Source organism: Poseidonocella pacifica, from assembly GCF_900111875.1.
Taxonomy (GTDB): Bacteria; Pseudomonadota; Alphaproteobacteria; order Rhodobacterales; family Rhodobacteraceae; genus Poseidonocella; species Poseidonocella pacifica.
Genome location: NZ_FOJU01000003.1, coordinates 401,052 through 416,106, shown reverse-complemented (window position 1 = coordinate 416,106; position 15,055 = coordinate 401,052). Strand labels below are relative to the sequence as shown.

Sequence of the window (15,055 nt, the reverse complement as noted above, 5' to 3'; positions counted from 1 at the left end):
TCTTGAAACTAGCGGTGCTTGCGGTCAACGATATTCGTCTTCAATCGTCTGGTTCCTGCATGGGAACTTGAACCGATTGGAAGGTTGCATTCACTGGCAACGAAAGCTCACACTCTGAATTCAGTCTCTACAGGGTTTACGCCCCCGGACCGGCCCACTTGGGCGACGTGGCCACTCTGAGGTGACACCACGCGACGCCTTGCAAAACCATATGCAAAACTGTCAACTCACGCGGCAGAAAACGGAGGGACTATGGAACTCAAGGAAGCAGCGACCGCCGTGCGGCGTAATGCCCACGCGCCCTACTCGGGGTTTCTTGTGGGGGCCGCGGTCCGGACTGCGGGAGGCGCGATCTTTGCCGGATGCAACGTCGAGAACGTCGCTTATCCCGAAGGCACCTGTGCGGAGGCGGGCGCGATCGCGGCTATGGTCGCGGCGGGAGAGCGCGAGATTACCGAGGTTTACGTCATTGCCGAGAGCCCGGAACCCGTGACCCCATGCGGCGGGTGCCGCCAGAAACTTGCCGAGTTTGCCGCTGCGGATACGCCCGTAACCATGGCGACCACTGCGGGCGTAGAGCGGACCACGACGGTGTCGGAACTTCTCCCCGGCGCATTCGCGCCACGGCATATGGAACGCTAGGGTTGGATGCACGGCACATAAACGCGCGATTGCGGCACGGCGAGGCGCTTGGGCCCGAACATCTGAAATGGTTCGCCAAGGGGCTTGCGGACATGACCGTCAGCGACGCGCAGGCCGGGGCGTTTGCGATGGGGATTTGCCACGTGGGACTTGGCGCCGAAGGCCGTACGGCGCTGACCCTTGCCATGCGGGATTCGGGTCGGGTGCTTGACTGGGATTTGTCCGGTCCGATCCTTGATAAACATTCCACCGGTGGCGTCGGGGATTGTGTATCGCTGATCCTCGCACCCGCGCTCGCGGCCTGCGGCGCTTTCGTTCCCATGATTTCGGGGCGGGGTCTGGGGCACACTGGCGGGACCCTCGACAAGCTGGAAGCCATTCCCGGTGTTGTTACATCGCTTAGCGAAGCGCAGTTTCGCAGTGTCGTCGGGAACGCCGGCGTCGGGATCGTCGGTGCCAGCGACGATGTCGCCCCTGCGGACAAGCGTCTCTATGCGATCCGTGATGTGACCGCGACGGTCGACAGCCTTGATTTGATCACCGCGTCGATCCTCTCCAAGAAGCTTGCTGCGGGGATCGAAGGGCTCGTCCTTGACGTCAAATGCGGCTCGGGTGCCTTCATGAAAGATCCCGCCGCAGCGCGACAGCTTGCCCAAGCCTTGGTGGACACCGCCAATGCGGCGGGCTGTCGGACAAGCGCGCTCGTGACCGACATGTCTCAGCCCCTCGCGCCCGCGCTCGGCAATGCCTTGGAAGTTGCGGAATGCATGCGCGTTCTGACGGGTGACACGGGCGGGCCGCTTCTGGACTTGTCCATTGAACTTGGGGCTGTGTTGCTCGAACAATGCGGGCTTGCAGCGGAAGGGGAGGGAGCTGTGAGGATGCGTGCCAGCATCACCTCCGGTGAGGCGGCGGCGCGTTTCGGGATGATGATTTCGGAGATGGGCGGTCCGACGCGGTTTGTCGAAGATTGGCTGCGGTTCCTTCCAACTGCGCAGGTTGTCCGTGACATACCCGCCGAGCAATCGGGCTATCTGACGCGCGTAGAGGGTGAGGCACTTGGCCATGCTGTCGTAAATCTGGGCGGCGGTCGGCACCGCGAGAGTGACCGAATAGACCCCTCAGTCGGCCTATCTGACATCGTCGCACTCGGTGCAAATGTAGAGGCTGGACAATCACTTGCCCGCATTCATGCAGCCAGCGAAGAGGCAGCGGCGCACGCAGAGGCGCGGGTCCGCGCCGCCATGCATGTGACGGATGAGGTGCCGGACATTCTCCCTTTGGTGCGCGAAAGGATCGGCTGATGGCACGCGCGTTTTTGATCGTCATGGACAGCGTCGGAATCGGCGGCGCGCCCGACGCGCATCAGTTTTTCAATGGCACCATCTCCGACACAGGCGCCAACACGCTCGCGCATATTGCCCAGGCCTGCGCCCGTGGTGAGGCCGAGGACGGGCGGCATGGCCCCCTCGCGCTCCCTACGCTTGCCAATCTTGGTCTTGGCGAGGCTGTTCGGTTCGCGTCGGGTGAGGACGCTCCCGGGCTTGGTGCCGCGACATCCGGGCGATGGGGCGCTGCGCAGGAGATCAGCCCGGGCAAGGATACACCCTCCGGTCATTGGGAGCTTGCCGGTCTGCCCGTGCCATGGGAATGGCACTATTTCCCGGACACTCAAGCGAGCTTTCCGCCTGAAGTTCTTCGTGCAGCGGCGGAGGCCTCTGGAACTGATGGAGTTCTCGGGAATTGCCACGCATCCGGCACAGCCATCATCGCCGAACTGGGCGCGCAGCACACACAAACGGGGTGGCCGATCTGTTACACATCCGCGGACAGCGTGTTTCAGATAGCAGCGCACGAGGAGCACTTCGGGCTGGAGCGGCTCTATGACCTATGCCGCGCGCTTGCCCCGATGCTGCACGACATGCGGGTCGGTAGGGTAATCGCGCGACCGTTCGTTGGCTCGGCGGAGGAGGGGTTCACCCGAACGGGAAACCGCAAGGATTTCGCCATTGCGCTCCCCGAGGCGGTTCTGACGAACTGGGTGCAGGACGCAGGCCGGCGGGTCTATGGTGTGGGCAAAATCGGCGACATCTTTTCGATGACGGGAATAGATGAGTTACGTAAAGGCGACGATGAGCACCTGATGGGGCATTTGCAGGATCTGGTGGAAACGGCGGTTGATGGCAGTCTCACCTTTGCCAACTTCGTGGAATTCGACAGCCTCTATGGACATCGGCGGGATATATCGGGCTATGCTAGGGCGCTCGAATGGTTTGACGCGCAAATCGGAAGACTCCTTCCGAAACTGAAAGAGGGCGATATGCTCGTGCTCACAGCGGACCATGGCAATGATCCTAGTTGGCCAGGTACCGATCATACGCGAGAGCAGGTGCCAGTTCTGGTCGCGGGAACAGGCATGGGCAAGATTGGACAGGTCGGTTTCGTGGATGTAGCGGCGAGTGTCGCCGAGCATCTGGGTGTGCCAAGTCAAGGACCGGGAAGGAGCTTCTTGTGAGTTGGAAGGATATTCCGAAGGTAGAGCTACATCTTCACCACGAAGGCGCGGCGCCGCCCGCATTCATACGCGGCTTGGCACAGGAACGGGATGTGAACCTGACGGGGGTTTTTGACGACAACGGTAACTATCTCTTCGGGGATTTTGCGCAGTTCCTGCGGGTCTACGAAGCGGCGACGGCGGTCCTGAAATCTCCTGATGATTATCGCCGCTTGACCCTTGCCGTACTTGAGGAAAGTGCAAAGCACGGGGTAGTCTATACGGAAAGCTTCATCAGCCCGGATTTTTGCGGGGGCGGTGATCTAGGGGCCTGGCGCGAGTATCTCCACGCGATCCGAGAAGCGGCGGATGAGGCGGAGCGAACCATGGGCATCACCCTGCGCGGTATCGTGACCTGTATCCGCCATTTCGGCCCGGACCGGGCAAAACCCATCGCCCTATGCGCAGCAGAGACCGCCGGCGACTGGATAGTGGGGTTCGGCATGGGCGGCGATGAGACGATGGGGGCGCAGGGCGATTTTGCCTATAGCTTCGACTTGGCCCGCGAGGCGGGGCTTCGGCTTACTACCCACGCGGGTGAGTGGGGCGGGGCAAAGAGTATCTGGCAGGCGGTGCGTGACTTGAAGGTCGAGCGGGTCGGACATGGCATTCAGGCAATTGATGACCTAGCTCTTGTTGACTACCTCGCGGAGCATGAGATCGTCCTTGAGGTGTGCCCGGGCTCGAACGTTGCGCTGGGGGCTGTGCCATCCTTCAAGGCCCATCCTATCGCCAAGCTGCGAGAGCGCGGGGTCCGCGTAACCGTTTCCACCGATGATCCGCCCTTTTTCCGAACCACAATGACCCGCGAATTCGACGAGTTGGAGCGGACGTTTGGCTGGGGCGAGGCGGAATTCCGGGAATTGGCGCAAACGTCCCTTGACGCCGCCTTCTGCGACGCCGACACCCGCGACCGGATCGCCAAGCAACTGGAGCAGACATGACCCAGCATCTTAATATCGTCGACCATCCGCTTGTTCAGCACAAGCTGACCATCATGCGGGAGAAGTCCACCTCCACCGCCGTTTTCCGGCAATTGCTGCGCGAGATAAGTCAGCTTCTCGCCTATGAGATCACGCGCGAGTTGCCGATGACGAGCAAGCCGATCGAAACCCCGGTAGAGGAGATGGATGCACCGGTGCTGGCCGGCAAGAAACTTGCGCTGATCTCTATCCTGCGTGCGGGCAATGGGCTTTTGGATGGGGTGCTGGAGTTGATCCCCTCGGCCCGAGTGGGTTTCGTAGGGCTCTACCGGGATGAGAAGACGCTGCAACCGGTTCAGTATTACTACAAGGTGCCGATGTCGCTGGAGGACCGGGTGGTGATTGCAGTTGATCCCATGCTGGCAACGGGAAATTCCTCTGCCGCGGCGGTGCAGCTTTTGAAGGATTCCGGCGCGACGGATATCCGTTTTCTCTGTCTTCTTGCGGCCCCCGAGGGCGTGGCGCGCATGAAGGAAGCACACCCGGACGTTCCGATTGTCACGGCGGCGCTGGACAAGCGATTGAACGATCAGGGATATATTGTGCCCGGACTTGGCGATGCGGGCGACAGGATGTTCGGAACCAAGTAGTCCAACAAACCTTAACCCTCGGGCGCTAGGTGTGGGGCAATCCCTTGCCCCATGGAGCGCGCCTGATGCCCGCCTTTCGACTGATCTGTCTGCTTCTGATGCTCTCGGTGCGCGTCGAGGCAGCACCCTTTGAAAATTCTGTGGCTGGGGCGGACCAATACGTCGATAGCAACGGATGTCTTCATGTCCGAGCGCTGATTGAGGACCGCATGACCTGGGTGCCGCTCATGAGGCAGGATCGCTCACAGGTCTGTGGTCTGTCGGACAATGCAATGGAAGTTGCCCACACTACGGCGCCAGAGACAGATATTCGGAACGAATCCGATTTGCCATATGAGGTGCTGTCCGCCGCAGCGCGATTGAAACGGGATCCGGCGTGCGGCTCTGTAGGGGGCACGCGCCAAGAGCTCACCTTGGGCGCGCGTCGGTATGAGCTTTCCTGCCTGCCTGCGGGGGCGCATGGTGGGTCGACCGTTTCGGTCCGGGCGTTGCCCCCGCTGCCGCCCTCGGTGCCGGTCCAGAAAACCGCATCATTGAAGGCACCCTTGCCGAGTGTACTACCACCGCCGACAGTGCGCGCCGAGGATGCTCGACCGCTCACGCGGGTCGCACCCAAAGCGCCCGAGGTCATAGCTGGTGGGGTGCCGATAACCATCAAGCAGGCCGAACCACGCCCGGCCAGAGCCAAAGCCCATAGTCCCCTCGCGAGGCCTTATGTGCAGCTTGGCACCTTTTCAGTTGTTGCAAATGCCAACCGAACCGAAGGACGATTGCGAGCAGCGGGTCTGCCGGTAAAACGGCAATTGCTCCGCCGGCGCGGAAAAGAGCTTCACGTTGTGATGGCCGGGCCCTTTACCTCCCGCGAACGACGGGCACGCGCGCTTGATGTCGCGCATGCGGCGGGTTTGAAAGATGCGTTTTACCGCTGAGCCTACTGAATCACACGATTGACGTGGCCAAGCTTCCGGCCCGCTCGAACCTCGCCTTTCCCGTAAAGATGGATCGCCGCGCCGGGTTCCCGCGCGATTTCCGGAATGCGCAGCAAATCTTCGCCAATCAGATTTTCCATCTGAACATCGGCATAGCGGCTCCCATCGCCCAAGGGCCAACCAGCGATCGCCCGGACGTGTTGTTCGAACTGGTCGACGGTGCAGCCGTTTTGGGTCCAATGCCCCGAGTTGTGGACGCGCGGTGCGATTTCGTTGACCACAAGCCCCTCTTCGGTGACGAAAAGCTCCACACCCATCACGCCGACGTAATTCAATTTTTCGAGAACTTGTGCCGCAAGGTCCTTTGCCGCTGCGGTTAGCTCCGCGTCGATTGCAGCGGGGACGGTCGTCGTGCGCAAAATCCCGTCGCGATGAACGTTCTCTCCCGGATCGAAACAGGCGACGTCACCGTTCGCGCCGCGCGCTGCGATCACCGATATCTCCCGCTCAAAGCGGATGAACCCTTCGAGGACCGCGGGCGCGCTGTTCATCTCCGCGAGTGCGCTGCTTGCGTCCTCCGGTTCTGCGATCCGGGCCTGTCCCTTGCCATCATAGCCGAAGCGGCGGGTTTTCAGGATGGCGGGAAGTCCGATTGCCGCGATGGCTTCGGAAAGGTCCATCTCATCATCCACCGCAGCGAATGGCGCAGTGCGCAGCCCCAGATCGGAAAGAAAGGCTTTTTCGATCATACGATCTTGGGACACGGCCAGCGCGCGGCGATTGGGGTGGATCGCCCGGACCGGCTCTAGCGCGTCGAGTGCCTCGGTCGGTATGTTCTCAAACTCATAGGTGATGACGTCGACTTGCTCTGCAAAGGCTTTGAGAGCATCCAGATCGTCATAGCCCGCAGTTGTCACCATCTCCGCCACATGCGCCGCCGGGGCGGCACCGGGTTCAAAAATGTGGGTGCGATAGCCGAGCCGCGCGGCCGCGACAGAAAGCATGCGCCCAAGCTGGCCGCCGCCCAGGATGCCGATGACAGATCCGGGTGCGAGGGGGTCAGTCATCTTGTGGCTCCTCCGGAATGGATGCCGAAAGGTCAGAACGCCATGTCTCCAGCCGTTCGGCAAGGGCGGGATCATTGAGGGCGAGGATCTCCGCCGCCATCAGTCCGGCATTTGCCGCGCCCGCGCTGCCGATTGCCATGGTTGCGACGGGAAATCCGCGTGGCATCTGGACAATGGAATAAAGGCTGTCGACCCCGGAGAGGGCCCGCGTCTGGACGGGGACGCCGATCACGGGGAGGCGCGTTTTAGATGCGACCATGCCCGGGAGATGGGCCGCGCCGCCCGCCCCCGCGATGATGACCTGCAGCCCGCGTTCCACAGCGCCCTTGCCATAGTCCCAGAGCCGATCCGGCGTTCGGTGCGCGGAAACGATCCGCGCCTCATAAGGCACGGCCAGCTCATCGAGAATCGCTGCTGCCTCTTTCATCGTGGGCCAGTCGGACTGGCTCCCCATTATGATGCCGATTTTGGCCATCGTCATGCGGGCACTCCTCTCGTGTCTCGGGCCCGCTTATACCCGCAGCTTGCCGTTATGCAATGATATCGGGATAGAGCCGGTCTTCGATCTGGGCGATCATGTCCTTGAGATAGAGCTTCTTTTTCTTGAGACGTTGCAGGGTCAGTTGATCGCCCATTCCCTTCGCAGCGATGGCATCGATCGCCTCGTCAAGATCGCGATGCTCGCGGCGAAAAACCTCCAGTTCGACGCGAAGTACCTCATCGGACTTCATCGAAATATCTGTCCGAGCGTTCATGCGCGTCTCACCTGTTTTGCGGTTTGGATCCGTCTTAGCAAACCGAAGGCCGCACGCAAAGGCCTTGCAGGCTCCGGTACGCGGCACCATATTCTCTCAGGGTTGCCGAAATGGGACCCGCCTTGACTGGACTGTCGCTTTTTGAAGGACGTGTCGATGACGAAACTCACCTTGGGCTCACACCCGTTCCTGCTTGGATTTGATCAGCTCGAACGGCTCGTAGAGCGGACGGCAAAGGCCGGAAACGAAGGCTATCCGCCTTATAACATCGAGCAAAGCTCGGATCATTCCTACCGGATAACCCTCGCAGTGGCGGGTTTTCGTGAAGAAGACCTCTCGATTACCGTCGAGGACCGACAACTCGTGATACGTGGCCGTCAAACCGAAGAGGAAGAAAGCCGGATCTTTCTTCATCGCGGGATCGCGGCGCGGCAGTTTCAACGATCCTTCGTCCTGGCCGAAGGGGTCGAAGTCGGCGCGGCACAGCTTGAGAACGGCTTGCTGCATGTCGACCTAAGCCGGGCGCGCCCCGAAACGGTCGTGCAGACCATAACGATAAGCAAGAGGTGAGCGATGCATACGGATTATGAAATCGAAACCGGACCCGAGGCGAAGATCGTCTATGTGCGCAGCGTCGCGGTCGCGGATCTGCCCGAGGATGTACGCGAGCAAGCGATGGGGCTTGATCGGCTCTACGCGGTTCACAATGCGGATGGAGAGCGTCTGGCGCTCGTGAAGGATCGGAAGTTGGCGTTTATTCTCGCACGCCAGAACGATCTGGCACCCGTAGCGGTGCACTAGGCCATCACAATGGTCAGAATGTAAAACGGGCCGCCCGGTGGGGGCGGCCCGTTTTGGTTTAGCGATTACCCGGCGATGAGGCCAAGCTGCTCAAGTTTCAGCAGAACTTGGTGCGCGCAGTTGTCCACGTCGACATTCTCTGTCTCAAGGCGCAGCTCGGGGCTTTCGGGAACGTCGTAGGGATCGGAAATCCCTGTGAATTCCTTGATCTTCCCTTCGCGAGCGAGCTTGTAGAGCCCTTTGCGGTCGCGGCGTTCGCATTCTTCGAGCGATGTGGCGACATGCACTTCGACGAAGGCGCCATACTGTTCGATCATGCCGCGGACGCTGCGGCGCGTCTTCGCATAGGGGGCGATGGGCGCGCAGATGGCGATGCCGCCGTTCTTGGTGATCTCGGAGGCTACAAAACCGATCCGCTCGATGTTGAGGTCGCGGTGTTCCTTGGAGAAGCCGAGTTCGGAGGACAGGTGTTTCCGAACGACATCGCCGTCAAGCAATGTCACAGGGCGGCCGCCCATTTCCATCAGCTTGACCATAAGAGCGTTGGCGATGGTCGATTTCCCGGAGCCGGAGAAACCGGTGAAGAACACGGTAAAGCCCTGATTGGCCCGTGGCGGACGCGTCTTGCGCAATTCGGTGACGACTTCGGGGAAGGAGAACCACTCGGGGATCTCCAGCCCTTCGGCGAGACGGCGGCGCAGTTCCGTGCCGGAAATATTAAGGACGGTGACGCCTTCTTCGATCTCGTCAGCGGGTTCGTATTGGGCGCGCTCCTGCACATAGACCATGTGCTTGAAGTCGACCATTTCGATGCCGATTTCTTCCTGATGCTCGCGGAACAAATCCTGCGCGTCATAGGCGCCGTAGAAATCCTCACCGGCGGAGTTCTTGCCGGGGCCGGCGTGATCACGGCCAACGATGAAATGCGTACAGCCGTGGTTGCGGCGGATCAGGCCATGCCAGACGGCCTCGCGCGGACCGGCCATGCGCATGGCGAGATTGAGCAGGCTCATGGTGGTCGTCGCCGCGGGATACTTGTCGAGAACGGCTTCATAGCAGCGGACGCGGGTGAAGTGATCCACATCGCCGGGTTTGGTCATCCCGACGATCGGGTGGATCAGAAGGTTGGCTTCGGCTTCACGTGCGGCCCGGAACGTCAGTTCCTGGTGGGCGCGGTGCAGTGGGTTGCGCGTCTGGAACGCGACGACCTTGCGCCAGCCCAGCTTGCGGAAATAGGCCCGTAGCTCGTTCGGCGTGTCGCGGCGTGCACGGAAATCATAGTGCATGGGTGGCTGGATGCCGGTGATCGGGCCACCGAGATAAATAGCGCCGGCGGTGTTATGCAGATAATCGACCGCAGGGTGAGCTTCGTCGTTCGCGCCAAAGACCTTCTCCGCTTCACGCGCCTTGTCGGGCGCCCAACGGTCCGTCACGGTCATGGTCGCGAGAATGACGCCTTCCTGATCGCGAAGGGCAATGTCCTGACCGATCTCAAGCGCCTCTGCGAACTTCTCGTTGACGTCGAGCGTGATCGGGATCGGCCAGAGGGCACCATCGGCGGTGCGCATGTTTTCGACGACGCCGATATAGTCCTCTTCCGACAGGAACCCTTTGAGGGGGTTGAAGCCGCCGTTCATCAGCAACTCAAGGTCACAAATCTGGCGAGGAGAGAGATCCCAACTCACAAGATCCGCAGCCTCAACTTTAAGCTTCTGTGCAGATTCATAGGAGACGTAAAGTTCGGGAACCGGAGTGAGGTTGGGGCTCATCGTCATGTAAAGGATCTCGCTTCAATGGTTGTGGACCGGTCAACGGGTCGCGCAGGCCATAGACTCAGGTGGGCAAAGATTTCAAGCCATCGCGTCATCATTTCGCCCGGACGAGGCGAAATGCTGCATTTCGTGTAGCGCATAGCTTGTAAGCAACAAAGCGCCTAAACGCTGAGCAATTGCAGGATTGAGCAAGCGGCAGGCTATCGCCAGCCAGCCACCGCGCCGGATCAGTCACTGTGTTCGGCGAGCCAGCGTTCGGCCTCCAGCGCTGCCATGCAGCCCATTCCGGCGCTTGTCACGGCCTGACGGTACTTGTGGTCGGTCAGGTCACCCGCGGCAAAGACGCCGGGAATGGAGGTCGCGGTGCTGTCCGGCTGCGTGACGACATAGCCGCCCATATGCGTTTCCAGAACGTCCTTCACCAACTCGTTCGCCGGGGCATGGCCGATCGCGATGAAAACACCCTTGCAGGCCAGTTCCCGGATCTCGCCAGTTCTGACATCGCGAAGCCGGACCCCTTCGACACCCTTGGGCATGTCGGTGCCGAACACCTCGACAAGCTCGTGGAACCACAGGGTTTCAATCTTTGGGTTCTTTGCGAGTCGGTCCTGAAGGATACGTTCCGCGCGCAGCTCATCGCGGCGATGCACCAGCGTGACCTTGGAGGCGAAATTGGTCAGAAACAGCGCTTCTTCCACGGCGGTGTTGCCGCCGCCGATCACGACGATCTCTTGCTCGCGATAGAAAAAGCCATCGCAGGTCGCGCAAGCCGAAACCCCAAAGCCCTTGAAGGCCTCCTCGGTGGGAAGACCCAGCCATTTGGCCCGCGCGCCAGTGGCGAGGATTACAGCGTCGGCGGTATAGGTCGTGCCGCTGTCGCCATGAGCGGTGAAGGGGCGCTGGTCGAGATCAAGCTTGGTGATGATGTCGCCGATGATCTCACAGCCCATCGCCTTGGCGTGTGCTTCCATCCGCACCATCAGGTCGGGGCCTTGCACCTCGGTATCGCCGGGCCAGTTTTCGACCTCGGTGGTCGTGGTCAACTGGCCACCGGGTTCGATTCCCTGAACGAGGATCGGCTCGAGCATGGCGCGGCTGGCATAGACGCCAGCGGTATAGCCCGCCGGGCCGGAGCCGATGATCAAAACCTTGGTGTGCCGTGTCTCGCTCATGTGGTGTCCCCTGCGAAAGTTCCGGCTTGATATAGCGACCGGTCCTCGTGGTTGAAACCCCCGGAAAGCGGCCATGCACGCGAAGCAATCTCGTCGGATGCAAATAACGATCTTGCGGAAGTGTGAAACTTAATTGCGGCTTGCTCTGCCATCAGATAAACTTTCGCAAAAATGGGAGCGTTAACATGCCGACTTCACGCCTCGACCCGATCGATCGCAAGATACTTGCCGAACTGCAGGCCGACGGCCGAATGACGAATGTCGAGCTTGCCAGGCGGGTCGGTATCTCCGCGCCGCCCTGCCTACGCCGCGTCCGAACGCTCGAAGAAGCGGGATACATCACCGGATATCATGCTGACGTGGATACGCGGGAGCTGGGATTCGAAGTGCGGGTCTTTGCGATGGTCGGACTGCAAAGTCAGGCGGAGGCCGATCTCTCTGCCTTCGAGGAACGCTGCCGCAACTGGCCGCTCGTACGGGAATGCCACATGCTGAACGGTGAGGTGGATTTCATGCTCAAATGCGTGGCCCCCGATCTCAGCACATTTCAGAGTTTTCTGACCTCGGAACTGCTCACCGCGCCCAACGTGGGGAGCGTCAAGACATCTCTGGTGATCCGTGTGGCCAAGGATGAGCCGGGCGTACCCTTCGAAGTGCTGGAAGAGCGGCTGAGTCGTTCGGCCTAAAGGCGGATCGTGGAAATCAGCCTGCCGTAGTCCGCTTCCTGACGGTGGGTGCTGCGGCGGTAAGAGTAGAAGCGGGCTTCGTCCGAGTAGGTGCAGTGGCGAATCCATTCGGCCTCACCGACACCTGCGGCGCGAAGCCGCCCCAGAATGAAACCCGGCAGATCGAAATGCATACGGTCATTCTTGCCGCCGGAAAAGAATCGCGCGTTGCTAGGGTCATCGACGACGAAGGTTTCCAGAAATTCTGGGCCAACTTCATAGGCGCGCTGACTTATCGTGGGACCGATGACCGCCGTGATCCTGCCGCGCTCAGCGCCAAGGGCGATCATCTCATCCAGTGTTGCTTCCAGAACGCCTTCGATCGCTCCGCGCCAGCCCGCGTGCGCAGCGCCGATCACGCCAGCAGCCTCATCAGCGAAAAGGACCGGCGCGCAATCGGCTGTCAGAACGGAGATAGCAATGCCGGGTGTTGATGTGACAAGGGCATCTGCTTGCGGTGATCCGGTGCCGGGTTCCGCGCGGATGACAGTCGCGGAATGGATTTGGTGAACTCCATACAGATCATCAGGCGCGACGTTCATCGCTTCGGCGACGCGCGCCCGATTGATTCGTACGATTTCGTCCTGATCGCTCGAGCCGCGGCCACAGTTGAGCCCTTCAAATACGCCAGAAGAGGCTCCGCCGCGGCGGGTGAAGAAGCCATGGCGGAGGGTGCCCAAGGCGTCGGAGGTAAGGATCTCAAGCGTCATTGCATGAGCCCGGCTGGTGGGGGTGCATCGGTAGGGTGAAGTGACATCACCTTGAATACAGAGCCCATTTCCCCCGGGTCGGTCAAGCGCCGAAATGCAGCGCGCAGGCTTTCGGATTGCGCGGGCGTGGCGCGGCGCAACAGGATCTCGATACGGGCCGCAATCCCGAGGCGGTCGAGGAAAGTGCCCTGCGGGGTCAGCTGGCTATGGGCGCAAGGCGCGGCGCGGGCGATTGCCTCAAAATCCACGTGCGCGGTGAGGTCCGCGTTCCCCGGTTCTGCAAAGGGATCGACCGGGGCATGCTTGCGGATTGCCTGAAACGTATCGCCCAAGCCGTGCCAATCGCCATAGTCGATCAAAATAGCTGCGCCTCCGTGGGCTTTGATCCGCTCGCCGATCTCTACAGCTATTGTCGTGGCACCGGGGCAGATCTCAACGATGTCACCCACGCGCGTGTCATCCATGCGATGCGCCAATGAAGGGGGGGCGGTTACGGCGCCAAGCCCAAATCCAAGCTCACCTTCTGAGAAACCGACAAGCCGCTCACGCCAGCCGTCTTTTTGCCTTTGAAACTGTCTTATGGGGAGGGCATCGAAGAATTCATTCGCCACAAGCCAGATCGGCTTGTCGGGCGGCAGATCTTGGGGGCTGTCATGGAAGACAGGCTCCGCGTCGGCGAGGAGGGCCGCCTGCGCTGCGCGCAGGGTGGGAGAGGCCTCTACCAGATGTAACTTTAGCGCTGCGTGAAACCCGGGAACGGACCGAGTGGCGCGCAAAAGGTCCGCCATGAGAGTCCCGCGCCCCGGACCGAGTTCGGCGAGCACGAATGCAGGTGGCGCGCCCTGATCGAGCCAGCTTTGCGCGATAGAAAGCCCGATCAACTCTCCGAACACCTGACTGATCTCTGGTGCGGTCACGAAATCGCCTGCGGTGCCGAATGGGTCGCGTGTGCTGTAATACCCGTATTGGGGATGCATCAGGCATTCGGCCATGTAGTCGGCAAGCGTGATCGGGCCCTGCTCGGCGATACGTCGGCGGATCTCTTTTTGGGCAAGGGGGGTCATGCTGGGCGCGTGCTGGGAGAAACGCGTAGAATAAGCCAAACGCCGAGCGCGATCATCGGAAGCGAAAGGATCTGGCCCATGGTCAGTCCGAACGAGCCGAGTTGCAGGGCATATCCTACCGGGTTGTCAGGGCTCATGAACTGGGCGTCTGGTTGGCGCACAAGTTCCACGAGGAAACGCGCAAGGCCGTAGCCCGTGAGGAAAACGCCGGCGGCCCGCCCGGGATGCCTTAGCAGGCCAGTTGCAAAGGCGAGCGCCAAGAGAACGCCACCGAGCAACAGACCTTCGAGCGCCGCTTCGTAGAGCTGCGAGGGATGACGCGCGCAGATGCCTGCGATCCCGGGGCAGTCCTGTGCCTGCGGCATGGGAAAGACGACGGCCCACGGCACATCGGTGGGGCGGCCCCACAACTCTCCATTGATGAAATTCGCAAGCCTGCCAAGAAGCAGTCCGGGCGGGGCGGCAAGCGCCAGTGAATCGGTCACTGAGAGAAAGGGTGCGGCATTCCGGCGGCAAAAAAGGAGCGTCGCTACGATTACGCCTGCGAACCCGCCGTGAAACGACATCCCGCCTTGCCAGACCTTGAGTATCTCCGCAGGGTTCTGGGCGAAATAGGCTGGTTGGTAGAACAGAACGAAGCCAAGCCGCCCTCCAATCACCACCCCGAGTATGATCCAGAACAGTAGGTCCTCGACCTGTGCCGCCGTCAGTGGCGGAGTGTCCGCCGGCCAAAGACGCGGACGCCGGACCGCATAGACTACGATGCGCCAACCAATGAGCAATCCGGCGATGTAAGCCAAGGCGTACCACCGCAACGAAAAGGTCATCGCGCCAAGCGAAACGGTGAAGAGGTCCGGCGATATGTCCGGAAAGGGGAGGGCTGCTAACATGTGGCATCTCTGCCTTTGGGCAGTGGTTGAAGTCAACCTTGTGGGATGGCCATCGGAGAACCATATAGGGGGAAACCCGAACCGGAGGATACCATGCAGACCCGCAACAAGATCATGGACGACATATCGCAACTCATGACCAACGCGATGGGCGTCGCCCAAGGCGCGCGTCAGGAAGCCGAGACTGCTGTCAGTTCGATGGTAGACAGGTGGCTTGCCGACCGTGATTTCGTGACCCGCGAAGAATTCGACGCTGTGCGCACGATGGCTCAGAAGGCCCGTGAGGAAAACGAAAGCCTCAAGGCGCGGCTGTCCGAGATCGAAGCCAAACTCTCTTCGAACTGATCCCACTGGCCTCTGGTGCGACTCCACTCTAGTCTCTGCCGTGACCTGCGTGGAGC

The 15,055-nt window shown here is 60.9% G+C and carries 18 protein-coding genes; 10 read left to right on the top strand and 8 right to left on the bottom strand.

Annotated features, from left to right (window positions below):
- Window positions 1-219 precede the first annotated feature (219 nt).
- From BM234_RS10595 to BM234_RS10570, 6 genes are all read left to right on the top strand, one after another.
- Entirely contained in the window at window positions 220-642 is a 423-nt protein-coding gene (locus BM234_RS10595) for a cytidine deaminase (protein ID WP_281247964.1), read from the top strand.
- Window positions 643-644: 2 nt separating this feature from the next.
- A complete protein-coding gene (locus tag BM234_RS10590; protein ID WP_092064390.1) occupies window positions 645-1,946 on the top strand; it encodes a thymidine phosphorylase in 1,302 nt (433 codons plus the stop codon).
- Entirely contained in the window at window positions 1,946-3,157 is a 1,212-nt protein-coding gene (locus tag BM234_RS10585; protein ID WP_092064387.1) for a phosphopentomutase, read from the top strand. Before BM234_RS10590 ends, BM234_RS10585 begins: the two co-directional genes overlap by 1 nt.
- A complete protein-coding gene (locus BM234_RS10580; protein ID WP_092064385.1) occupies window positions 3,154-4,140 on the top strand; it encodes an adenosine deaminase in 987 nt (328 codons plus the stop codon). The genes BM234_RS10585 and BM234_RS10580 overlap by 4 nt, the downstream gene beginning before the upstream one ends.
- Window positions 4,137-4,769, top strand: a complete 633-nt coding sequence (upp, locus tag BM234_RS10575; RefSeq protein ID WP_092064382.1) for a uracil phosphoribosyltransferase — start codon at window positions 4,137-4,139, stop codon at window positions 4,767-4,769. Before BM234_RS10580 ends, upp begins: the two co-directional genes overlap by 4 nt.
- A gap of 65 nt (window positions 4,770-4,834) precedes the next feature.
- Window positions 4,835-5,698 carry an SPOR domain-containing protein gene (locus BM234_RS10570; protein WP_175501252.1) on the top strand — a complete coding sequence of 288 codons (864 nt, stop codon included), beginning with the start codon at window positions 4,835-4,837 and terminating at the stop codon, window positions 5,696-5,698.
- Between the two features lie 2 nt (window positions 5,699-5,700).
- Here the strand turns inward: BM234_RS10570 and BM234_RS10565 are convergent, their stop codons facing one another.
- From BM234_RS10565 to BM234_RS10555, 3 genes are read right to left on the bottom strand one after another with little or no spacing between them, the layout of a single operon-like run.
- The gene (locus BM234_RS10565; protein WP_092064379.1) at window positions 5,701-6,765 is read right to left on the bottom strand and encodes a 5-(carboxyamino)imidazole ribonucleotide synthase; all 1,065 of its coding nucleotides are present in this window, start codon (window positions 6,763-6,765) and stop codon (window positions 5,701-5,703) included.
- The gene (gene purE, locus BM234_RS10560) at window positions 6,758-7,246 is read right to left on the bottom strand and encodes a 5-(carboxyamino)imidazole ribonucleotide mutase (protein WP_092064376.1); all 489 of its coding nucleotides are present in this window, start codon (window positions 7,244-7,246) and stop codon (window positions 6,758-6,760) included. The genes BM234_RS10565 and purE overlap by 8 nt, the downstream gene beginning before the upstream one ends.
- Window positions 7,247-7,295: 49 nt before the next feature.
- Complete coding sequence (locus BM234_RS10555; protein WP_092065188.1) at window positions 7,296-7,520, bottom strand: YdcH family protein; 225 nt, start codon at window positions 7,518-7,520, stop codon at window positions 7,296-7,298.
- 156 nt (window positions 7,521-7,676) lie between these two features.
- Here BM234_RS10555 and BM234_RS10550 point away from each other — a divergent pair, with 156 nt between their 5' ends.
- Complete coding sequence (locus BM234_RS10550; protein ID WP_092064373.1) at window positions 7,677-8,090, top strand: Hsp20 family protein; 414 nt, start codon at window positions 7,677-7,679, stop codon at window positions 8,088-8,090.
- A 3-nt stretch (window positions 8,091-8,093) separates the two neighbouring features.
- Window positions 8,094-8,321 carry a DUF1150 family protein gene (locus BM234_RS10545; protein ID WP_092064369.1) on the top strand — a complete coding sequence of 76 codons (228 nt, stop codon included), beginning with the start codon at window positions 8,094-8,096 and terminating at the stop codon, window positions 8,319-8,321.
- Between the two features lie 65 nt (window positions 8,322-8,386).
- On the opposite strand, the gene BM234_RS10540 is transcribed toward BM234_RS10545, so the two are convergent.
- Both BM234_RS10540 and trxB read right to left on the bottom strand, forming a co-directional pair.
- Complete coding sequence (locus BM234_RS10540) at window positions 8,387-10,096, bottom strand: bifunctional sulfate adenylyltransferase/adenylylsulfate kinase (RefSeq protein ID WP_092064367.1); 1,710 nt, start codon at window positions 10,094-10,096, stop codon at window positions 8,387-8,389.
- A gap of 224 nt (window positions 10,097-10,320) precedes the next feature.
- Entirely contained in the window at window positions 10,321-11,265 is a 945-nt protein-coding gene (trxB, locus tag BM234_RS10535; RefSeq protein WP_092064364.1) for a thioredoxin-disulfide reductase, read from the bottom strand.
- 185 nt (window positions 11,266-11,450) lie between these two features.
- Between trxB and BM234_RS10530 the strand changes: the two genes are divergently transcribed.
- Window positions 11,451-11,951 carry an Lrp/AsnC family transcriptional regulator gene (locus BM234_RS10530; RefSeq protein WP_092064361.1) on the top strand — a complete coding sequence of 167 codons (501 nt, stop codon included), beginning with the start codon at window positions 11,451-11,453 and terminating at the stop codon, window positions 11,949-11,951.
- On the opposite strand, the gene pgeF is transcribed toward BM234_RS10530, so the two are convergent.
- The 3 genes from pgeF to lgt are packed head-to-tail and all read right to left on the bottom strand — an operon-like array spanning window position 11,948 to window position 14,654.
- Window positions 11,948-12,700, bottom strand: a complete 753-nt coding sequence (gene pgeF / locus BM234_RS10525) for a peptidoglycan editing factor PgeF (RefSeq protein WP_092064359.1) — start codon at window positions 12,698-12,700, stop codon at window positions 11,948-11,950. The two genes, BM234_RS10530 and pgeF, sit on opposite strands and share 4 nt — an antisense overlap.
- A complete protein-coding gene (locus BM234_RS10520; RefSeq protein WP_092064356.1) occupies window positions 12,697-13,764 on the bottom strand; it encodes a class I SAM-dependent methyltransferase in 1,068 nt (355 codons plus the stop codon). Before BM234_RS10520 ends, pgeF begins: the two co-directional genes overlap by 4 nt.
- Entirely contained in the window at window positions 13,761-14,654 is an 894-nt protein-coding gene (gene lgt / locus BM234_RS10515; RefSeq protein ID WP_092064352.1) for a prolipoprotein diacylglyceryl transferase, read from the bottom strand. The genes BM234_RS10520 and lgt overlap by 4 nt, the downstream gene beginning before the upstream one ends.
- A gap of 93 nt (window positions 14,655-14,747) precedes the next feature.
- Between lgt and BM234_RS10510 the strand changes: the two genes are divergently transcribed.
- Window positions 14,748-14,999, top strand: coding sequence for an accessory factor UbiK family protein (locus BM234_RS10510; protein ID WP_092064349.1), 252 nt, complete (start codon window positions 14,748-14,750; stop codon window positions 14,997-14,999).
- Window positions 15,000-15,055: the final 56 nt, after the last annotated feature.